Below are 18,318 nucleotides of genomic sequence, written 5' to 3' on the forward strand. Positions count from 1 at the left end.
TTGGGCGAGGGGTCTTCTTCTTGGCGGCGCGAGAAAGGAAGAAGGGCCCCGCCGACTGGGGCGTGACGCTGGTTTTTCACAACTTCGGTCTTGGGACCAGGTCGGCTCGCGGTGAAGCTTTAGAAGGCGTTCCAGTCGTTCTGCCGACCGGCATCGGCGAGCGCCGTCGCTGGCAAGGCCCTGACCCGCGAGCGATACGGCGCCGCCTCGATTTTCTTCGCCGCAGCCGGCGCTGCGGCAGGTCGCAGCGCCAGGCGTGCCGGCGCCGAATCCTCGGTCTTGAACATCGCCGCCTGCTCGGCAAGTGACGTCACTTCGATGGTGAGGTTGCGGGCCGCGGCCGACGTCTCCTCAACCATGGCCGCATTCTGCTGGGTCGACTGGTCCATCGCGCTGATCGCCGCAGTGATCTGCGTGATCGCCGAGGATTGCGCAGTGGCGTCATTCGCCATCGTGCCGAGCAGGGTATGCACCTCGCCCACATCGCTGGATATATTGGCCAATGCGCCATCCACGTTCTGCACGGCTTTCACCGCGGTCACGATGTCGGTCTGGGTCAGGGTCAACTGGTCACGCGCACGCTTGGCTTCCTCCTCGGCGCGCATCGCCAAGGCCGAAACAAGATCGGCGACGACGGCGAAGCCACGACCGGCATCGCCCGCACGCCCCGCCTCGACCGCGGCGTTCATCGCCAGCACGCGCGTCTGGAAGGCGATCTTGTCGAGCCCCTCTATCACGCTGTCGATCCCCTTGGCGCTGTCGCTGACGCGGCCCATCGCCTGCACCGCTTCCTCTGCAGTTGCGCGACCGCCGCCGACCGTGGCGATCGCCTGATCGGCGCGTGCCACCGTCTGGCCTGACGACAAGGCCGTCGCTTTCAGTCGGGTATCGATCTGCACCAGTGCGGCGCTCGTCTCCTCGAGGCTGGCGGCATTGCCCTCGGTACGGCGCGCCAGGTCTTCCGACGCCTGCGCGATCTCGTGCGAGCCCGTGCGAATGCCATTGGCGCTTTCGGTAACGCCTCCGATCAAACCGCGCAGGTTGGCAAGAGCAGAGTTATAGTTGTCCTTCAACCCCTGAAAACTTTGGGGAAATTCCTTGTCGATGTCTGAAGTTAAGTCTCCGCCGGACAAGCTCGCGAGGCCGCTCGATAAAATTTCGACAACCTGCTGCTGCTCCCTATCGGTCTGCAGTTTTTCTTCTGTGACGGCTTCAAGTCCGACGGCATCATCGCGAAATTTGATCATGGCAGCGGTCATCCGACCTACGCAATCTTTTTGGTCGGAAAATGGAATCGGACTCTTCAGGTCACCCGCGGCCAATCCTTCCATACGGACCACCGTGCCGACGTAGGGAAGCGAGATCACCCGACGAAAGAACAAGCCCAATAGAGCGGCGGCCAACGTCGTCGTCGCCGCGATCGGGAGCGCGGCCTTGCCAGCAAATTGGGGTGCTAGCGTGCAGATGGCGTTGAGCGCTACCATCGCTCCAAAGGCAGCCAATAACTTGGTGCGAACGGGCGCATCCTTGATAAACCAGTCCATCGGGGTACCCATGTGCCGTGCCTCTTCCAGTCAAACTGCGCACGGCTTCCTTCCCACGGGTTGGTCCCAAGCGTCCTACCTCTTCATAGAGACTGGATTCCTGGTAACCTCGTTTCCCGAAATTTTGTCCAGCTCAGGTCCTTATTGTCGAGGGCCGAGGCGTGACGCGCAATGCGAGGCGCAAACTGCCCCTTATTGCAGGTCCGGCCGATCATCAGTGCGTGCCGCTGCCGCCAGGTCGGATATCGCAGAAGTGTTCGATTAGCGCTGTGACGATCGCTTCGTCGACCGTGATGTCGGCATTGGTGACGTGTCCGATATAGGTCCAGTAGAGAAGGATAGCGCGCACGTTGGCCAGCTCCGAACGAGCCTCCCCGCTCGCGATGAGTTCGGTCAAGATGGAGAGACGCCGCTGATCGACCCTGCGCAATGCTGCCGCTGCGATCTGCGATGTCGCGGCCCAGCTGCGCACGGCGCGTTCCAACGCCACTGGCGATCGAAACACCCGTCGAATCAACGCCTCCAGCGCCATCGACGAATCCCGGCGGGCCGTGGCGATCGCGTCTGCATAGGGCGTATCGACCGCCACCGTCTCCCAATGGTCGAGCACGGCCTGTTCGAAGGTCTCGACGTCGGCGAAATGCCAATAAAAGCTGCCCCGCGACACGCCCAGCGCCTTGGCCAGGCGTTCGGCGCGGAGCGATTGATACCCCTGCTGTGCCAGGCTGGTCAGCGCGGCGTCGAGCCAATCCTGCCGGGTCAGTCGTTGCGGAACCATACAGTCCTGTATTGACGAGAGCGGGCCACCGGCGCAATACCATACACACGTGTATGGAGACCATATCGTGCCGATCATTCTCGTTCCAGCCGGTGTGGCTTGCATCGTTGCGGCTTTGATTCATGGCTATCTGGGCCAGACGCGCCTGATTGCCCCGGCCAAATTTCCTGGCGGCCAGGCCAAGGCTCTCGTCAACGTGATCTGGCAATTCAGTACGGCGATATGGGCAGTATGTGGCGCGATCATCGCTGCGTCGCCCTGGTTGTTCGACGATCACGCCCGGCCAGTGGCCGTCCTATGCGCCTGTCTGCCCTTGGCATGGGGTATTGTCGGGAACGCCTGGATAACCCGCGGGCGACACTTCGGATGGAAGATGTTCGCGGCAATCGTGTCAGTCGCCATCGTCGGCGTGTATCTTCCCTCCTGACCCAGCCGTGCCGGCACTCCAGCCTTCGATACGGCTGCAGCCGGAAACCCCGCCTCAGGGCAGGTCCGGGCGATCATCATTGCGCGCCACTCCGACCAGGGATGCGTGACGAACGCGGCCCGAGTCTGCAGAGCCTCTCGCGCAGGCGGGCGAGCGCCTGCGTCGGCCCTCACACCTCCGGATCGGCGAGCGTCGCGATCAGCCAGTCGTGGAACAGCCGCACCGGCTTCTGTGTCAGCGCACGCGGGCGGCAGGCGAACCAGTAGCTGTAAGGGCTCTCCACCGCGATATCGAACAGCTTGACCAGCCGGTCGTCGCGCGCGTCCTCGAAATGGCTTTCGTGCATGAAGGCGATGCCGAGCCCCTGTGCGGCCGCCTCGAGCATCAGCGCGCCCGAATCGAAATGATCGACCGCCAGCGGCTCGAGCCCGATCAGCCCCGCCGCCGCGCGCCACGCGCTGAACGTGTCGGGCATGTCGCGATGCACCAGCGCGGTCAGCCCGGCGAGCTGTTCGGGGTTGGTGATCGGATTGGGCCCCTCGATCATCGCACGCGCGCCGATGACATAGACCTGGTTGCGATCGAGCCGCTTGGCATAGAGCGTCGGGTCGATCTCGCGCGCGAGCGCGATCACCGCATCGAGCCCTTCACCGAGCCGCGCGAGCAGATGCGCCGCGGTGTCGATGTCGAGATGCAGCTCGGGATGCTTGGCGCGCAATTCGCCGAGTCGGGGGAAGAGGCGTTGCGAAGCGAACAGCGGCAGGATGCCGAGGCGCAGCCGCAGCACGTCGGTATTGCTCGTCATCACCTCGACCGCGTCGGACAGGCGATCGAGCGCCGGCGCGATCTGCTGGAGCAGCCGGTCGCCATCGGCATTGAGCACGACGGCCTGGTGGCGCCGCTCGAACAACGGCCGCCCGATGAAGCGTTCGAGCGCCTGGATGCGGCGGCTGAGCGCGGGCGGCGACAGTGCAAGCTCCTGCGATGCCGCCTTGATCGATCCGGTGCGTGCAACCTGCACGAAGGCTTCGATCGCAGTGAGGGGCGGCAATCTGCGCATCTTCTGACACTCTCTCACGTCGACACCGTTATCTTGTGCACTGCACCAAAATACCGTCGGCTCTAAAGCTACCATTGCTGCAGGGGAGAGGGAAGGCCGCGATTGCAGAAACCGCACTCGCGATCGGTTCTTTCGCACTTGCAACATAAACTGCCGCGCGGCACATAGGGGGTGCCTTTCAGGCATCCTCTCCTAAAACTTTCAAGGCCGATCCCTCCAAGGGGTCGGCCCTTTTTTTGTCTGTTCGCGGTGCGACGCCGGCATGCCGGTCGCCTCGCATTTGCGGAACAGCATCCCTATCTCGCGCGCTCAACGATTTCACGCGAGGGAATGACAGCATGGCGGACGCCGAGACGCCGGTTCGGAAATTGCAGGTTGCCAATGCGCGGCCCGAGGATAGCGGGCGTGGGCTCGCGCATGTGCCGCGCGCGATGCTTGCCGCGCTCGGCCTTGGCGAGGGCGACGTGATCGAGATCGTCGGCAAGGCCTCGACCCCGGCGCGCGCGGTTGCGCCTTATGCCGAGGACGAAGGGCTCGAGATCATCCGCATCGACGGGCTGCAGCGCGCCAATGCCGGCGTCGGCTCGGGCGATTTCGTCGAGATTCGCGCCATAGAGTCGAAGCCGGCAACGCGCGTGGTATTCGCGCCGGCGCAACAGAACCTGCGGTTGCAGGGGTCGTCGAACGCGCTGAAGCGCACCTTCCTCGGCCGCCCGCTGACGCAGGGCGACGTCGTCGCGACGGCAGGCCAGCAGCGCGTCGACAACATGCCGCCGGGCGTCCAGAACATGCTGCGCGCGCCGGCCTATGCGCTCCAGGAGATCCGCCTCGCGGTGATCTCGACGCTGCCCAAGGGCGTGGTCCATGTCGACGAGAATACCGAGATCGAGCTGCGCCCCGAATATGAGGAGCCCAAGGAAGCGCGCCGCGCCGACGTCACCTATGATGATATTGGCGGGATGGGCCCGACGATCGACCAGCTGCGCGAGATGGTCGAGCTGCCGCTGCGCTACCCCGAGCTGTTCCAGCGCCTTGGCGTCGATCCGCCCAAGGGCGTGCTGCTGCACGGGCCGCCCGGCACCGGCAAGACGCGGCTCGCGCGCGCCGTCGCCAACGAATCGGCGGCCGAATTCTTCCTGATCAATGGCCCTGAGATCATGGGCTCGGCGTACGGCGAATCGGAAGGCAAGCTGCGCCAGGTGTTCGAGGAAGCCGCCAAGGCGGCGCCGTCGATCGTCTTCATCGACGAGATCGACTCGATCGCGCCCAAGCGCGGGCAAGTGTCGGGCGAGGCCGAGAAGCGCCTCGTCGCGCAGTTGCTGACGCTGATGGACGGCTTGGAAGCACGCGCCAACGTCGTGGTGATCGCCGCGACCAACCGCCCCGAGGCGATCGACGAAGCGTTGCGGCGTCCGGGCCGGTTTGACCGCGAGATCGTCGTCGGCGTTCCCGACGAGCGCGGGCGTCGCGAGATCCTCGGCATCCACACGCGCGGCATGCCGCTCGGTGACCGCGTCGATTTGGATGAGCTGGCGCGCACGACCTACGGCTTCGTCGGTGCCGATCTCGCCGCGCTCGCGCGCGAAGCGGCGATCGAGGCGGTGCGCAAGCTGATGCCGCGGCTCAACCTCTCCGAGGGGACGATCCCGCCCGAGATCCTCGACACGCTTGCGGTGACGCGCGAGGATTTCGTCGATGCGTTGAAGCGCGTCCAGCCGAGCGCGATGCGCGAGGTGATGGTCGAGGCGCCGCGCGTCCGCTGGGACGATGTCGGCGGACTCGACGACGCGCAGATGCGGTTGAAGGAGGGCGTCGAGCTTCCGTTGAAGGATCCCGACGCGTTCCGCCGGCTCGGCATCCGCCCGGCCAAGGGCTTCCTGCTCTATGGCCCGCCCGGAACCGGCAAGACCTTGCTGGCGAAGGCGGTGGCGCGCGAGGCGCAGGCCAACTTCATTGCGACCAAGTCGAGCGATCTGCTCAGCAAATGGTATGGCGAGAGCGAGCAGCAGATCGCCAAGCTGTTCGCCCGTGCGCGCCAGGTTGCGCCGTGCGTGATCTTCATCGACGAGCTCGATTCGCTCGTTCCCACGCGCGGCAGCGGGATGGGCGAGCCGCAGGTGACCGAGCGGGTCGTCAACACGATCCTCGCCGAGATGGACGGGCTCGAGGAATTGCAGTCGGTCGTCGTGATCGGCGCGACCAATCGACCCAATCTGATCGACCCGGCGCTGCTGCGGCCGGGGCGGTTCGACGAGCTGATCTATGTCGGCGTGCCGAGTCGTGATGGGCGGGCGCGGATCCTCGCGATCCAGACCGCCAAGATGCCGATCGCCGAGGATGTCGATCTCGATGTTCTCGCTGGGCGGACCGATCGCTTCACCGGCGCTGATCTCGAGGATCTGGTGCGGCGCGCGGGGCTTACCGCGCTGCGCGAATCGCTCGAGGTGCGGCAGGTGACGATGGCGCATTTCGAGACCGCGCTCGCCGATTCGCGCGCGTCGGTTACGCCCGAGCTCGAGCGCGAGTATGAGACGATGAAAGCGCGGTTGAAGCAGGATGCGACGTCGCTGCAGCCGATCGGCTTTGCCTTCCCACCGCGCGCGAAGGAAGACCAACGCTGACCTGCTTCCTCCCCTCCCTTCCAGGGAGGGGAGGAAGATTCACCGTTCGCGCAGCTTCACCCAGGCATAGCCGAACAGCACGACCATCGCCGCGCCAGCCACCAGATAGGGCAGCGAATGCTGCACCTGGTACAGCCCGACCCCGATCGACGGCCCGAGCACGAACGCCGCGCCGTTGATCGACGTCACCTTGCCCGCAACCGCCCCCTGCGCGTCGTGCCCGACCGCGAGCGATGCCCCCGCTGTGAACGCCGGGCGCGTGAAGCCGAACCCGACGCTCGCCAGCGCATAAGCGCAGGCCAGCGTATAGAGCGAGGTGGCAAGGCCGGTCAGCGCGCAGCCCGCCGCGGCGAGCAGCAGCCCCGTCAGCATCATCGGGCGGGGCTTCAAGTTGAGGTTGGGGATGATTCCCCATTGCACCAGCAACGCCGCGCCCGCGCCGATCATCAGCACGATCCCGGTCGGTTGCAGCGCCTGCGCCGGCGCGAGGTGAAGCCGGTCGATCACCAGGAAGCCGATCGCCTGCCCCGTCATCGCCTGGCCGTGCCCCGCGACGAGCCCGGCGATCATCCAGCCGCGGATCCGCGGATCGGCATAGCCGACCGATTCGCTGTGCGGCGCGGTCGCGGCGGTGATGCTCGCGCCCGAACTCTGCCCGCCGATCGAGGGATAGGCGTTGGCCGCGCCATGGAAGGCGCCGCGCGCCGCATCGCTGGCGGGCCGGTCGTCGGGCAGCATCCGCCGCACCGTGATCCATACGCCGATGCCGAACAGCGCGAAGATGAAGGCGGGGCCGGCGAGCCCGATCTCGACCCCGCCGACCGACCCGAGCACGAGGAAGGGGGCGAGCGTCGGCCCGAGGATCGTCCCCAGCCCGAAAGCCGATCCGAGCAGCGTCAGCGCCTTGGTGCGCTCAGCGCGGGTCGTGTTGCCGGCGACCAGCGCCTGCACCGCGGGCGGGGCGGCGGAGCCGAAGGTGCCGTAGATCAGCCGCCCGGCGATGAAGCAGCAGAAGGCAGCGATCCCGCCGATCCAGCCGTTGATCCCGGCGGCGAGGAACAGCCCGCAGATGACCAGCGAGACCGAGAAGCCGCCCATGCCGAGCAGGATCATCGCGCGGCGGCCGTGCAGGTCCGAGCGCTTCGCCCAGAATGGCGCGGCGATCACCCAGAGCAGCGCCGAGACCGAGAAAGCGGCGGCGACCGCGCTGTCGGGCACCTTGAGCGAGCGCCCGAGCGCGGGCAGCACCGACTGCATCGCGGTATTGCCCGCAGCGATCGTCAGCATCACCGTGAACAGCAGCGCGAAATCGCGATCGATCCGGGATGCGGCGCTCACCGCTCGGGCCCGAAGTTGAGCCGCTTGGTGATGTTATAGTCGAGCACGGTCATCACGAAGAAGGCGGCGAACTGGCGCGTGCGCGTCCACCAGCCGGTCTGGCGATAGTCCGCCAGGGTGATCCGCTGCGAATTGGCGACCTCGCCATCGACATAGCCGCGCACATGCGCGGCAAAGGCGGGATCGTCGATCCGCAGCATCATCTCGAGATTGAGGAACAGGCTGCGAATGTCGTAATTGGCCGAGCCGATATAGACGACGTCGTCGATCAGGAAGAGCTTGGTGTGGAGCTTGGTCGGCTGATATTCGTAGATCTGCACGCGCTTGCGCAGCAACCCCGCATAGGTGAAGCGCGACGCCCAGATCGCCGCGCCATGATCGTTCTTCGACGCCAGCACGATCCGTACCTGCCCGCGCACGCCAGCGCGGTCGAGCCGCCGCAGCATCCCCGGATTGGGCGCGAAATAGGCCGAGATCAGGTCGACCTTGCGCGCCCGCTCGAGGTCGCGCTTCACCGCGCGCGCCCAGGGCGAGAGCTTGCGCGTCGGCCCGCCGAACAGCCAGCGCACCGGCCCCTCGGGCTCGCTCCACGCCGACAGCGCGCGCCGCAAGCCGCGCAGCGGTGGCTTGGGCTGGCGCGACCAGGCCGACAGCGCGTCATAATAGCCGGTGATGCGCTGCGCCGCAGGCCCTTCGATCAGCAGCCCGAGATCGCGCCACGCCTGCTCGGCGGGGGTGCCGAAATAGCTGTCCTGCACGTTGAACCCGCCGATGATCGCGCGTGCGTCCGCGCTCTCGCCATCGGCAAGCGCGAGCTTCTGATGGTTGCGCAGCAGATAGCGCCGCCCCCAGCGGGGCACGAAGCGGCACACCTCGACGCCAGCGTCGCGCATTGGGTCGAAGAAGTTGTGACTCTCGGCGACTTCGCTGCCGAGCCCGTCGACCACGAGCGACACGCGCACGCCGCGCGCTGCCGCGCGGATCATCGCGTCGCGCACCTTCGCGCCGGCGTCGTCGTCGACATAGATGTAATAGATGATCCGCAGCGTCGCCCGCGCGCGGTCGATCAGCGCGATCAGCGTGTCGAGCCGGCGCGGGCCGGTGTCGAGCATCGTCAGCGCGGTGCCGGCAACGGTGAAGGTGGGTTGCGGGGCGGGGTCGGACATCCGCGCCTTGGTGATGGCAATGCCGGGTTTGCGCAAGTCGTTGACCCCATCTCACGGCGCAGACTAGGCTGATCGCCCAACCCAAAGGTCGCCGATGCTGCTCGCTTTCGTTCTCCAGGCCGCTGTCGCTGTGACCCCGCCTGGGCCGCCTCCCTCGGCCGATCCGTTCGGGGAGCGCGCCTTCGCGCATTTCTCGCGCGAGCCCATAGTGTCGCACGTTCGCGAGAGTGTCGATGCGGCGTTCTCGAGCGAGCCGCGTCCGGATGCTCCGATCGGCTATACCCTGCGTCTTACGCGGCGCGAGCCGTCGCATCCCGCGACGATCGTCTGGGCGGATAGCCGGACGTGTCCGGCGGTCCTTCCGGCGCTGCTGGCGATGCGAGCCGTCGCCATGCCGCATCCCTATGTGTCGGGGATCGATGCGCCGGGCGCGATGGTTCTCGACGGGACCGAATATTGGCTGCGCGCGGAGGCGGGGTATGCGCACGGGCGTCCGGCCTGGATCGATATCGGCAGCAATCGCGATACGCCGCTCGCCGCCTGGGTCGAGCGCAGCCTTGCGGCGCTCGCGCGGTGCTGGTCCCCGGTGCCGCCGGGCCCGCCCACCCGCGTTTTCTTGACTCCGTAGGGCATTCCGACTAGGGCACCGCCTTTCCGACACTCGTCGTACAAGCAAGGAAGCCGTTCATGGCGCGCGTCACTGTCGAAGATTGCGTCGACAAGATTCCCAACCGCTTCGATCTCGTGCTGTTCGCGGCGCAACGCGCCCGCCAGATTTCGGGCGGCGCCGAATTGCTGGTCGATCGCGATCGTGACAAGAACCCGGTCGTCGCGTTGCGCGAGATCGCCGAGGAACTCGTCCATCCGCCGACGCTCAAGGAATCGGTCATTTCGGGGCTGCAGCGTGTCCAGGTCGACGACGAAGACGTCGCCGATGCGGTCGGTTCGCTCGCGGCTTCGGCCGAGGCGCTGCGCCTCACGGCTGCCGCTCCGCCGCGTAACCAGAATCTCGGGGCCGATTACGAAGGTTGAGGCCCGACGCTAACGGCAAAGCCGTTAGCGGAGGACAAGCCGAAACCCGGACGGCGACCGCGCGGGCTTGTACCCGCGCGTGTCGGCCGACGACGTCGCTTTGCCACGGCGTGCCTTTTGATCGGCACGCACTTTCCTACAGTCCGTGTCCTCGGCGAAGGCCGGGGCCCAGTCGCGAGCCGCCGATTTCCCGGCACCGCGCACTCCCGCCCCAGCCTCAGTCATCGTCACCCTCCGGCGCGGCCTTGGCCCGCCCCTTGAAACCCTGCGCCACGACATACCATTCGCTCGATGCCTTGCGGCTCGCGGGCGGCTTGGCGTGCTTCACGGTGGTGAAATTGCGCTTCATCTCGGCGACAAGCGCCGTGTCGGCGCCGCCTGCAAACACCTTGCCGACGAATGCCCCGCCGGGTTCGAGCACGTCGATCGCGAACGCCAGCGCGGCCTCGACCAGCCCCATCGTGCGCAGCGCATCGGTTTGCGGATGGCCGACGGTGTTCGCCGCCATGTCCGACAGCACGAGATCGGGTGTGCCGCCCAGGCCCGCCATCAGCCGCTCGGGCGCGACATCGTCCATGAAGTCGAGTTGGAGGATCGTCACGCCCTCGATCGGATCGACCGGCAGCAGATCGATCCCGACGATCGCCGCCTTGGGCACCTGCCGCCGCACCACCTGCGCCCAGCCGCCCGGCGCGAGGCCGAGATCGACCACGCGGCGCTTGCCCTTGAGGAAGCCGAAGCGCTCGTCGAGCTCACTCAATTTATAAGCCGCCCGGCTGCGAAAGCCGTCGGCCTTGGCACGCTTCACATAGGGATCGTTCAACTGCCGCTCGAGCCAGCGCGTCGATTGCGCGGTGCGCTTGCGCGCGGTCTTGACCCGGACCCTGAGCCCGCCGCCATCGTTGCTCATGCCGCATTTCCCATCAATCGTCGGAGGATGCCTTCGCGAATGCCGCGATCGGCGATGCCGAGCCGCTGCGCCGGCCACAAATCCATGATCGTTTCGAGGATCGCGCACCCCGCGACCACCAGATCGGCGCGTTCGGTGCCGATGCAGGCGAGCTGCGCGCGCTCGCGCAGGTCCATCGCGGCGAGATCGGCGCTGATCTGGCGCATCGCGGTGGCGGGGACGATCAGCCCGTCGACCTGCGCGCGATCATAATGCGACAGCCCGAGATGGACGCTCGCCAGTGTCGTGACGGTGCCCGAGGTGCCGAGCAGCCGCGGCACGGCGATCCCGCGCGGCAGCCGCGCGGCGAATGGCGCCATGCTTTCGGTGACCAATGACCGCATCCGCGCATAGGCCGCCGCGCGCCCTTCGGCGCCGCCATCCTGGCCGGGCGGGCCGTGCCCTGCGCTCTCCGTCAGCGACACCACGCCCCACGGCGCGCTGTGCCAGTCGAGCACGCTCGGCGTCTCGCCGCGCGTGTCGACCAGCACCAGCTCGGTCGATCCGCCGCCAATGTCGAACACCAGGGCCGGGTCCTCGCCCGGCTCGATCAGCGCGTGGCAGCCGAGCACGGCGAGCCGCGCCTCTTCCTCGGCGCTGATGATGTCGAGCAGGATGCCGGTCTCGGCATAGGCGCGCGCGATGAAGTCGGCGCCGTTGCTCGCGCGGCGGCAGGCTTCGGTCGCGACCGCGCGCGACAGGTGTACGTTGCGGCGGCGCAACTTGTCGGCGCAGATCTTCAGCGCCGCGATCGTCCGCTCGATCGCGGCGTCGCTGAGCCGGCCCGATCCGGCGAGCCCCTCGCCCAGCCGGACGATTCGCGAAAAGGCGTCGACCACCGCGAAGCCGTCGCCCTGCGGACGCGCGATCAGCAGGCGGCAATTGTTGGTGCCGAGATCGAGCGCCGCGAAATGGCGCGGTTCGCGAGCGCGCGCGGCGCCGGTCCGTGCGGCGCCCTTGCCAGCCGGTGGTTTGGGCGCCGTGGGCTTGTCGGTCGGCGCCCTGTCGTTCGGCGCCCTGTCGTTCGGCGATTTGTCGACCGGCGGTTTGCGCGCGGGGGCTTTGCTTGCGGTAGGGGTACCGCCGGGAGGCCTGCCAGGGGCGGGCGTGCCGTTGGTCGGTGCCGAACGAGCAGGCCTGGCCTGCCGGTACGGCATATCGGGCGATCGATCCGCCATGCCGTGTGACTCGCTTATTCTGTTCTGCCGTCGCGCCGCGCCGGGTGGCGCGCCGTTCGGTGCTTGGGCGCGATGCTAGCGTAAGGCCGGACGAGCGGCAAGCGATCCGGGCCGGCGATGTGGTCCGTGTCGCCACACGATCGGTTGACAGGCGCGGCGACCCCTCCTAGAGCGCGAGCCCGGCGTTGCCCCGTCGTCTAATGGTAAGACTGCGGTTTCTGATACCGCCTATTGAGGTTCGAATCCTCACGGGGCATCCAGCCATCTCGCGCTCGACTTTTCGAAGCGCTTTTCCCAGAAGTCCGATCGATCGCGTGGGCGGCGCCAGCGTCCGTCCGCGTGGCATTGGCGAGTATGACCGCGGCGCGCGGGGCCCAAGTGGGCTTCGCCATACGCCTGCCATCCCAATGGTTGAAGGTAGCGCGGGCCAAATGCCTTGCGGCTCACATAGTATATTTTCATGGATTAATGAAAATATCGAATGTGTACCGCGTAAAGCGAGAAAATACGGCGCCGATAAGGACCTTATGCTCGGTCCGCCGATGTGCTAATCGCTTCCATACTTTGTACAGTGCGTTCGCTCGTCTTTTAGGGGGTGGTTATGCAGAACATTGTTCGAAATCTATTTGCCTGTCTCGCGGTGGCGACGGTGGCGGGGGCCAGTCCGGCCTTCGCGCAGGCGACCCGTACCTGGATTTCCGGAGTCGGCGACGATGCCAACCCATGCTCGCGCACGGCGCCGTGCAAGACCTTTGCCGGTGCGATCTCCAAAACCGCAGCGGGCGGCGAAATCAACGTGATCGATTCGGGCGGGTTCGGTGGCGTGACGATCACCAAGTCGATCACGCTGCGGGCGGTCGGGGTGGAAGCCGGGGTGCTGGCTGCCGGTACCAACGGCATCGTCATCAACGCCGCGGCGACCGACAAGATCGTGCTCGAGGGGCTCGACCTCGAAGGCCTGAAGAATACCGGTACGGTGCTGCCGCAGTCCGGGGTGCTAATCACGCGAGCGGCGGAAGTCCTGATCCGCGATTGCGATATCCGCAATTTCGATACCGGCATTCTCGTCCAATCGGTCGATCAGGCGCGTGTCACCGTCGACCAGAGCATGTTCACCGGAAACAACAACGGCATCATCGTCGCCTCCACGCCGGGCTTCGGCCATGTGAAGCTGTTCAATTCGCTGCTGGTCGGAAATACCACCGACGGGGTGAAGGTTACCGGCGCGGGCAACGACGTGTTCATCGCGAACGACCAGATTCTCGGAAGTGTGAAGTCGCTGGATATCCTGTCCGGCGGTGTGGTTCGCTCGTTCGGCAACAACGTCATCCCGACCGGCGACCTGCCGACGACGACGACGCCGCTGCAATAAGCGGCAACGGCGGCCTGCGCCGGCCCAGGCGGGCGGCGTGGGCCGCTCGGCTGCGGCTCAATAGGCGATATGGCGCAGCGTCGAGGCGAAGGCGTGCATGATCCGGTCGCGGGTCGACGCCTCGGCCATCACCTCGGCGAAGCGCGGGATGCCGTCGCGGCGAAAGCCGCTTTTCTCGCGGGCGGTGAGCGGGCGATAGCGCAGCCCGGTCTGGTCCGAGATGTGCCGCAGGCTCTCGCCAATCTCTTCGTAGCGATAGAGCCGGTCGACGATCAGCGTCCCATCATCATCGGTGTAGAGCGAGTCGTCGACCGGGAAGTCGCCTTGCTCGACATAGTCGCGCCAGCTGTGCGGGCCGTTCTCGCTGCGATGGTGCGGCGAGTGGCGGAGCATCGCGTAGAAGGACAGGCATTTGTCGACCGGATGCCGCTCGAAGGCGAATTTGTAAGCGGAGCGAAAGCGCCCGGGCTGCGCCGCCCGGATCTCGCGGGCGGACATGTGGTTATAATAATCGGTCCAGTTGCGCGGCCTATGCAGCGGGTTGGGGGGATGAATGGGCGTGACGATAGCGGCCGGATCGCACGATTCGGCAAAATGCACCTCCAGCGACGTCCCCGCAGTTTTGCGCGTCTTGATAAAGATGAGATTGGGCTCGAAAGAAACGATCGCCATGGCGGGTCCCGCGATTCGGGTGACGATTCGAAATCGTCGTAGTGCCACCCGGCTCTGTGGCACCAATAGTGTGATTCGACAGAGGTTTCAATAAACGTATAAAATGCCTGTGATAAACGAAGCATGAATACAGTATATAACGCCTTCTGGGTGTGATTTTGTCTCCGGGCGAGAAGCAATGGACTCGCGCCCCTTTTTGGCTTTTCGACCGTTCATCGACGCCCCAACGACAGGCTCGTACGAAATCTCGACAGTACCCCCGGACGCGCAGCGCGGCCGGTCGCCAGGGGTACGGCGAGCGGGTCAGGGCGGCGTGCGAAACCGACACCCGTCCGAACCCAGGTCTGGCCAGCAGTGGCCTCCCGGTTGCCGATCGTCCGCGCGATCGCTTGCGAGCGACTGCGTCGCGCAATAGGGAGAGCGGGTGACCGACAGTGGACCAGGCGCAGCGGCGGTTGCGGACGCTTCCCGCCCGCGCCGCGGCCGCTGGCGCTGGCTCGGTGGCGTGGTGCTGCTGCTGGTGGCGGTGCTCGGGGCCCTATGGCTGGCGCGCAAACCCGTTGCCGAGCATTTCATCGATGACGCACTTGCGGCGCGCGGTATCCCGGCGCGCTATGAGATCGCGCGGATCGGATTTCGCACGCAGCGGCTGACCAATGTCCGCATCGGCGACCCGCGCCATCCCGATCTGCTGGCCGATTGGGTCGAGGTCGATACCAGCCTGTGGGTTTCGGGCGCGAGCGTCAGCGCGATCCGGGCCGGCCGGGTGCAGCTGCGCGCACAGCTTGCCGGCGGGAAGGTGTCGTTCGGGACGATCGACCGATTGCTGCCCGCACCGTCGGGCAAGCCGTTCGCGCTTCCCGCGATCAAAGCCGAGATTGCGGACGGCAGCATTGCGCTGGCGACGCCGTACGGCCCGGTTGCGCTGCATCTGGCCGGGGCGGGACGACTCGACGATGGCTTTGCGGGAACGCTTGGCGCGAAGGCGGCCGCGCTCGATCTGGGCGACTGCCGTCTCGAAGCGCTCGATGCGGTGCTGCACGTGCAGGTGCGCGCGGCGCGGCCGAGCATGACCGGCCCGGTGACGCTCGCGCGCGGTGCCTGCGGCGGTGCGCGGATGACGTCGGCACGCGCGGATCTGACGGCGACGCTCGCGGCGAAGCTCGACAGCGGGCGCGGATCGGCGCGGCTGGCGATCGCCGCGCTCGACGGTGGCGGGGCCGCGGTCCGGGCGCTGGCGGGGACGATCGATTTCGGCGGGTCGGCGCGCGATGTTGCGGGCGAACTCGATCTGCGTTCGGGCGCTGCCGCAGCTGCGGGACTCGCCGCGACGCGGACCGCGCTTGCGGGGCGGTATCGCTATGCGGGCGGTGGGCTCGCGTTCGATGGGCGCGCGCAAGCCGGTGGCGCGCGGTTGCCGCCGGCATGGCGCGCACGGCTCGATCCGGTGCGCGGCGCGGGCGCGGGAACGCCGGTCGGCCCGATCGTCGCACAAGCGGTCGACGCGCTGAAGGCCGCGGGCCGATCGGGCGATGTCGACGCGCGCGTCTCGACGATCTTAAATGCCGGGCGCGGGCAGGTGATCGTATCGCGGCTCGCTTTCGCGGCGGAATCGGGCGCGCGCACGACGCTCGCTGGCGGGAGCGGGCTGCTCTATCGCTGGCCGGGCGGCGTGCGGATCGACAGCACCGTGACGCTCGGCGGCGGTGGCTTGCCGAACGCCAGCGTCCGCGTGAGTCAGGCCGGGTTCGGCGCACCGTTGATCGGCCGGGCGATTGTCGCGCCTTATGCCGCAGGTGCTGCGCGGCTCGCGCTGACGCCGATCGACTTTAGTGCGACCACCAGCGGTGCGACGCATATCACGACTCGCGCCGCGCTCAGCGGGCCGATCGGTGGGGGCCAGGTCACCGCGCTCAGCCTGCCGCTCGACGCGCGCTGGGACGGCCGCGCCGGGCTGACGCTCAATCCTGCCTGCGCGCCGCTGGCGTTCGAGCGGCTGGCGGTTGGCGGGCTCGATCTGCCGCGCTCGAGCATCACGCTGTGCCCGCGCGACGGTGCGCTGGTGCGGCTCGATCAGGGCGCGGTGCGTGGCGGCGGTACGATCGGGCCGATCCACCTCGCGGGTCGGCTAGGTTCCTCGCCGATCGGCGTGACGCTGCAGCATGGCGAATGGCTGCTCGGCGCGCGGCGCTTTGCGACGACGGGGCTGGGCGTTCGGCTGGGGGCGCCCGAACGAGTGACGCGGCTCGATGTCGCGACGCTCGGGGGCAGCCTTGCGGCCAGAGGGTTCGCGGGCACTTTCGACGGAGCGAGCGGCCAGATCGGCGCGGTGCCGCTGTTGCTTTCGTCGGCCGCGGGGCAGTGGCGCTTTGCCGCGAACGTGCTGGCGCTCGACGGTGGCATGATGGTCGCCGACAGCGCGCCCAACCCGCGCTTCAATCCGCTCGCCGCGCGCAGTGTCGCGCTGACGCTGGCGGACAATAGGATCGCGGCGCGCGGCACGCTGTTCGAGCCGACCAAAAGCGTGAAGGTCGCCGATGTCGCGATCGCGCATGATCTCGGCGCCGGGGCAGGGCATGCCGATCTCACCGTCCCCGGCATCGTCTTTGGCCCGCAATTCCAACCCGACGCGCTGACGTCGCTGACCTATGGCGTGATCGCCAACGTGGTCGGGTCGGTGAATGGCGAGGGCCACATCCGCTGGACGCCGCAGGGCGTGACGAGCGACGGCGTGTTCCGGACCCCCGGCACAGATCTCGCGGCGGCGTTCGGCCCGGCGACGGGGATTGCGGGCGAAATCCGCTTCACCGATCTGCTCGCGCTGCAGAGCGCGCCGGGCCAGGTCGCGACGATCAAGACGCTAAACCCCGGGATCGCGGTCAATGACGGCGTCGTGCGCTATCAGTTGCTGCCTGGCACGCGGATCGCGATCGAGCAGGGGCGTTGGCCGTTCGCCGCGGGGACGCTGACGCTCGAGCCGACCGTGCTCGATTTCGACAAGACGCAGGAGCGGCGGATGACCTTCCGCGTCGACGGGATGCAGGCCGACCAGTTCCTCCAGCAGTTCGACTTCAAGAACCTCAACGCCACCGGCATCTTCGACGGCGCGCTGCCGATGGTGTTCGATGCGACCGGCGGGCGGATCGAGCAGGGGACGCTGACCGTCCGGCCCGGCGGCGGGACGGTCGCCTATGTCGGCGAGGTGACGCAGAAGGATGTCGGCTTCTGGGGCAATTTCGCGTTCCAGGCGCTCAAATCGCTGCGCTATCGCAGCCTCGAGATCGTGATGAACGGGCCGCTCGCCGGCGAGATGATCACCGAGGTGCGCTTCGCCGGGATCGGGCAGGGCGCGGGCGCCAAGCGCAACTTCCTGTTCGACCGGCTGCAGAAGCTGCCGCTGGTGTTCAACGTGCGGATCAGCGCGCCCTTCCGCCAGTTGATCGATTCGGCGCAGAGCTTCTACGACCCGCGCCGCCTGATCGAACGCAACCTGCCGACGCTGCTCGAGGAGCAGAACAAGCGGGCCAAGCCGCCCACCCCTATTCAGCCTTCCGACAGCAGGATCGTGCCATGAACGAAACAGCATTGACGAAGACCAAGGATCGACCGACCACGGGCATGATGACGAGAACGATGACGATGGCCGCTGTGGTGGTGGCCGCTTTGGCGCAGAGCGCGTGCGTGACGGTGAGCGCGCCCGACAAGCCGATCGTGATCAACCTCAACATCAGCGTCACGCAGGAGGTCGTCTACCGTCTCGACGGTCAGGCCAAGAATTTGATCCAGGCACAACCGGGGATTTTCTGATGAAACGCATGATCACCACGCTCGCCATTATCGGGTTGATCGGCACCGCGACCGCCGCGCTCGCCCAGCGCAGCCCGGCCTATCAGGCGGCGCGCGCCGCGGGGCAGGTCGGCGAGCAGCCCGACGGCTATCTCGGCGTGATCGGCGCGGCCAGCCCCGAGGTGCGCGCGATGGTCAACAGCCTCAACATCCAGCGCAAGGCGGCCTATACGCAGCAGAGCGCGAGCTCGGGCGCGACGGTCGAGCAGTTCGCCTTCACCAGCGGCTGCAATTTGATCAGCCAGACCGCGCCGGGCGAAAAGTATAAGGGCCCCGACGGCCAGTGGAAGACCCGCACCGCCGCGGCGCCCGAGCGCGATTCGCGCTGCATCTGA

General features: G+C 67.1%; 16 protein-coding genes and 1 tRNA gene. 9 read left to right on the plus strand and 8 right to left on the minus strand.

What is annotated here, in order from left to right:
* Window positions 1–119: 119 nt before the first annotated feature.
* Together U1872_RS11410 and U1872_RS11415 are read right to left on the minus strand one after the other, a co-directional pair.
* Complete coding sequence (locus U1872_RS11410) at window positions 120–1,544, minus strand: methyl-accepting chemotaxis protein (protein ID WP_332793021.1); 1,425 nt, start codon at window positions 1,542–1,544, stop codon at window positions 120–122.
* Window positions 1,545–1,758: 214 nt separating this feature from the next.
* A complete protein-coding gene (locus U1872_RS11415; protein ID WP_332793022.1) occupies window positions 1,759–2,322 on the minus strand; it encodes a TetR/AcrR family transcriptional regulator in 564 nt (187 codons plus the stop codon).
* A 67-nt stretch (window positions 2,323–2,389) separates the two neighbouring features.
* Here U1872_RS11415 and U1872_RS11420 point away from each other — a divergent pair, with 67 nt between their 5' ends.
* The gene (locus U1872_RS11420; protein WP_332793023.1) at window positions 2,390–2,749 is read left to right on the plus strand and encodes a hypothetical protein; all 360 of its coding nucleotides are present in this window, start codon (window positions 2,390–2,392) and stop codon (window positions 2,747–2,749) included.
* A gap of 169 nt (window positions 2,750–2,918) precedes the next feature.
* Here U1872_RS11420 and U1872_RS11425 read toward each other — a convergent pair whose 3' ends face one another.
* A complete protein-coding gene (locus U1872_RS11425) occupies window positions 2,919–3,809 on the minus strand; it encodes a LysR substrate-binding domain-containing protein (protein ID WP_332793024.1) in 891 nt (296 codons plus the stop codon).
* 338 nt (window positions 3,810–4,147) lie between these two features.
* Here U1872_RS11425 and U1872_RS11430 point away from each other — a divergent pair, with 338 nt between their 5' ends.
* The gene (locus U1872_RS11430) at window positions 4,148–6,430 is read left to right on the plus strand and encodes a CDC48 family AAA ATPase (protein WP_332793025.1); all 2,283 of its coding nucleotides are present in this window, start codon (window positions 4,148–4,150) and stop codon (window positions 6,428–6,430) included.
* A 39-nt stretch (window positions 6,431–6,469) separates the two neighbouring features.
* Here the strand turns inward: U1872_RS11430 and U1872_RS11435 are convergent, their stop codons facing one another.
* On the minus strand, window positions 6,470–7,717 hold the full coding sequence (locus U1872_RS11435) for an MFS transporter (RefSeq protein ID WP_443025386.1): 1,248 nt from the start codon (window positions 7,715–7,717) through the stop codon (window positions 6,470–6,472).
* Window positions 7,718–7,764: 47 nt separating this feature from the next.
* On the minus strand, window positions 7,765–8,934 hold the full coding sequence (locus U1872_RS11440) for a phospholipase D-like domain-containing protein (protein ID WP_332793621.1): 1,170 nt from the start codon (window positions 8,932–8,934) through the stop codon (window positions 7,765–7,767).
* A 94-nt stretch (window positions 8,935–9,028) separates the two neighbouring features.
* Here U1872_RS11440 and U1872_RS11445 point away from each other — a divergent pair, with 94 nt between their 5' ends.
* The gene (locus U1872_RS11445) at window positions 9,029–9,562 is read left to right on the plus strand and encodes a hypothetical protein (protein WP_332793027.1); all 534 of its coding nucleotides are present in this window, start codon (window positions 9,029–9,031) and stop codon (window positions 9,560–9,562) included.
* 59 nt (window positions 9,563–9,621) lie between these two features.
* Entirely contained in the window at window positions 9,622–9,966 is a 345-nt protein-coding gene (gene rpoZ, locus U1872_RS11450) for a DNA-directed RNA polymerase subunit omega (protein WP_332793028.1), read from the plus strand.
* A gap of 217 nt (window positions 9,967–10,183) precedes the next feature.
* On the opposite strand, the gene U1872_RS11455 is transcribed toward rpoZ, so the two are convergent.
* Window positions 10,184–10,876: an RlmE family RNA methyltransferase gene (locus tag U1872_RS11455; protein WP_332793029.1), complete on the minus strand. Its 693-nt coding sequence runs from the start codon at window positions 10,874–10,876 to the stop codon at window positions 10,184–10,186.
* Window positions 10,873–12,093, minus strand: coding sequence for a Ppx/GppA phosphatase family protein (locus U1872_RS11460; RefSeq protein WP_332793030.1), 1,221 nt, complete (start codon window positions 12,091–12,093; stop codon window positions 10,873–10,875). The genes U1872_RS11455 and U1872_RS11460 overlap by 4 nt, the downstream gene beginning before the upstream one ends.
* 186 nt (window positions 12,094–12,279) lie before the next feature.
* On the opposite strand from U1872_RS11460, the gene U1872_RS11465 reads away from it, so the two are divergent.
* Window positions 12,280–12,353: transfer RNA gene (locus U1872_RS11465), tRNA-Gln, on the plus strand.
* Between the two features lie 341 nt (window positions 12,354–12,694).
* Window positions 12,695–13,465, plus strand: a complete 771-nt coding sequence (locus tag U1872_RS11470) for a right-handed parallel beta-helix repeat-containing protein (RefSeq protein WP_332793031.1) — start codon at window positions 12,695–12,697, stop codon at window positions 13,463–13,465.
* 57 nt (window positions 13,466–13,522) lie between these two features.
* On the opposite strand, the gene U1872_RS11475 is transcribed toward U1872_RS11470, so the two are convergent.
* Window positions 13,523–14,137 (minus strand): sulfotransferase family protein, encoded by a 615-nt coding sequence (locus U1872_RS11475; RefSeq protein ID WP_332793032.1) that lies wholly within the window; start codon window positions 14,135–14,137, stop codon window positions 13,523–13,525.
* Between the two features lie 424 nt (window positions 14,138–14,561).
* Between U1872_RS11475 and U1872_RS11480 the strand changes: the two genes are divergently transcribed.
* The 3 genes from U1872_RS11480 to U1872_RS11490 are packed head-to-tail and all read left to right on the plus strand — an operon-like array spanning window position 14,562 to window position 18,318.
* Entirely contained in the window at window positions 14,562–17,711 is a 3,150-nt protein-coding gene (locus U1872_RS11480; protein ID WP_332793033.1) for an intermembrane phospholipid transport YdbH family protein, read from the plus strand.
* Window positions 17,708–17,944, plus strand: a complete 237-nt coding sequence (locus tag U1872_RS11485) for a YnbE family lipoprotein (RefSeq protein ID WP_332793034.1) — start codon at window positions 17,708–17,710, stop codon at window positions 17,942–17,944. The genes U1872_RS11480 and U1872_RS11485 overlap by 4 nt, the downstream gene beginning before the upstream one ends.
* Complete coding sequence (locus tag U1872_RS11490) at window positions 17,944–18,318, plus strand: YdbL family probable chaperone protein (RefSeq protein WP_332793035.1); 375 nt, start codon at window positions 17,944–17,946, stop codon at window positions 18,316–18,318. The genes U1872_RS11485 and U1872_RS11490 overlap by 1 nt, the downstream gene beginning before the upstream one ends.

Origin of the sequence: Parasphingomonas frigoris, assembly GCF_036663815.1 — a bacterium.
Taxonomy (GTDB): domain Bacteria; phylum Pseudomonadota; class Alphaproteobacteria; order Sphingomonadales; family Sphingomonadaceae; genus Sphingomonas.

Coding starts and splice junctions, on each gene's coding strand:
- U1872_RS11485 (WP_332793034.1), top strand. CDS start 17,708: ATGAACGAAACAGCATTGACGAAGACCAAGGATCGACCGACCACGGGC.
- U1872_RS11460 (WP_332793030.1), bottom strand. CDS start 12,093: ATGGCGGATCGATCGCCCGATATGCCGTACCGGCAGGCCAGGCCTGCT.
- U1872_RS11445 (WP_332793027.1), top strand. CDS start 9,029: ATGCTGCTCGCTTTCGTTCTCCAGGCCGCTGTCGCTGTGACCCCGCCT.
- U1872_RS11410 (WP_332793021.1), bottom strand. CDS start 1,544: ATGGACTGGTTTATCAAGGATGCGCCCGTTCGCACCAAGTTATTGGCT.
- U1872_RS11425 (WP_332793024.1), bottom strand. CDS start 3,809: ATGCGCAGATTGCCGCCCCTCACTGCGATCGAAGCCTTCGTGCAGGTT.
- U1872_RS11475 (WP_332793032.1), bottom strand. CDS start 14,137: ATGGCGATCGTTTCTTTCGAGCCCAATCTCATCTTTATCAAGACGCGC.
- U1872_RS11430 (WP_332793025.1), top strand. CDS start 4,148: ATGGCGGACGCCGAGACGCCGGTTCGGAAATTGCAGGTTGCCAATGCG.
- rpoZ (WP_332793028.1), top strand. CDS start 9,622: ATGGCGCGCGTCACTGTCGAAGATTGCGTCGACAAGATTCCCAACCGC.
- U1872_RS11435 (WP_443025386.1), bottom strand. CDS start 7,717: ATGCTGACGATCGCTGCGGGCAATACCGCGATGCAGTCGGTGCTGCCC.
- U1872_RS11415 (WP_332793022.1), bottom strand. CDS start 2,322: ATGGTTCCGCAACGACTGACCCGGCAGGATTGGCTCGACGCCGCGCTG.
- U1872_RS11490 (WP_332793035.1), top strand. CDS start 17,944: ATGAAACGCATGATCACCACGCTCGCCATTATCGGGTTGATCGGCACC.
- U1872_RS11440 (WP_332793621.1), bottom strand. CDS start 8,934: ATGTCCGACCCCGCCCCGCAACCCACCTTCACCGTTGCCGGCACCGCG.
- U1872_RS11455 (WP_332793029.1), bottom strand. CDS start 10,876: ATGAGCAACGATGGCGGCGGGCTCAGGGTCCGGGTCAAGACCGCGCGC.
- U1872_RS11470 (WP_332793031.1), top strand. CDS start 12,695: ATGCAGAACATTGTTCGAAATCTATTTGCCTGTCTCGCGGTGGCGACG.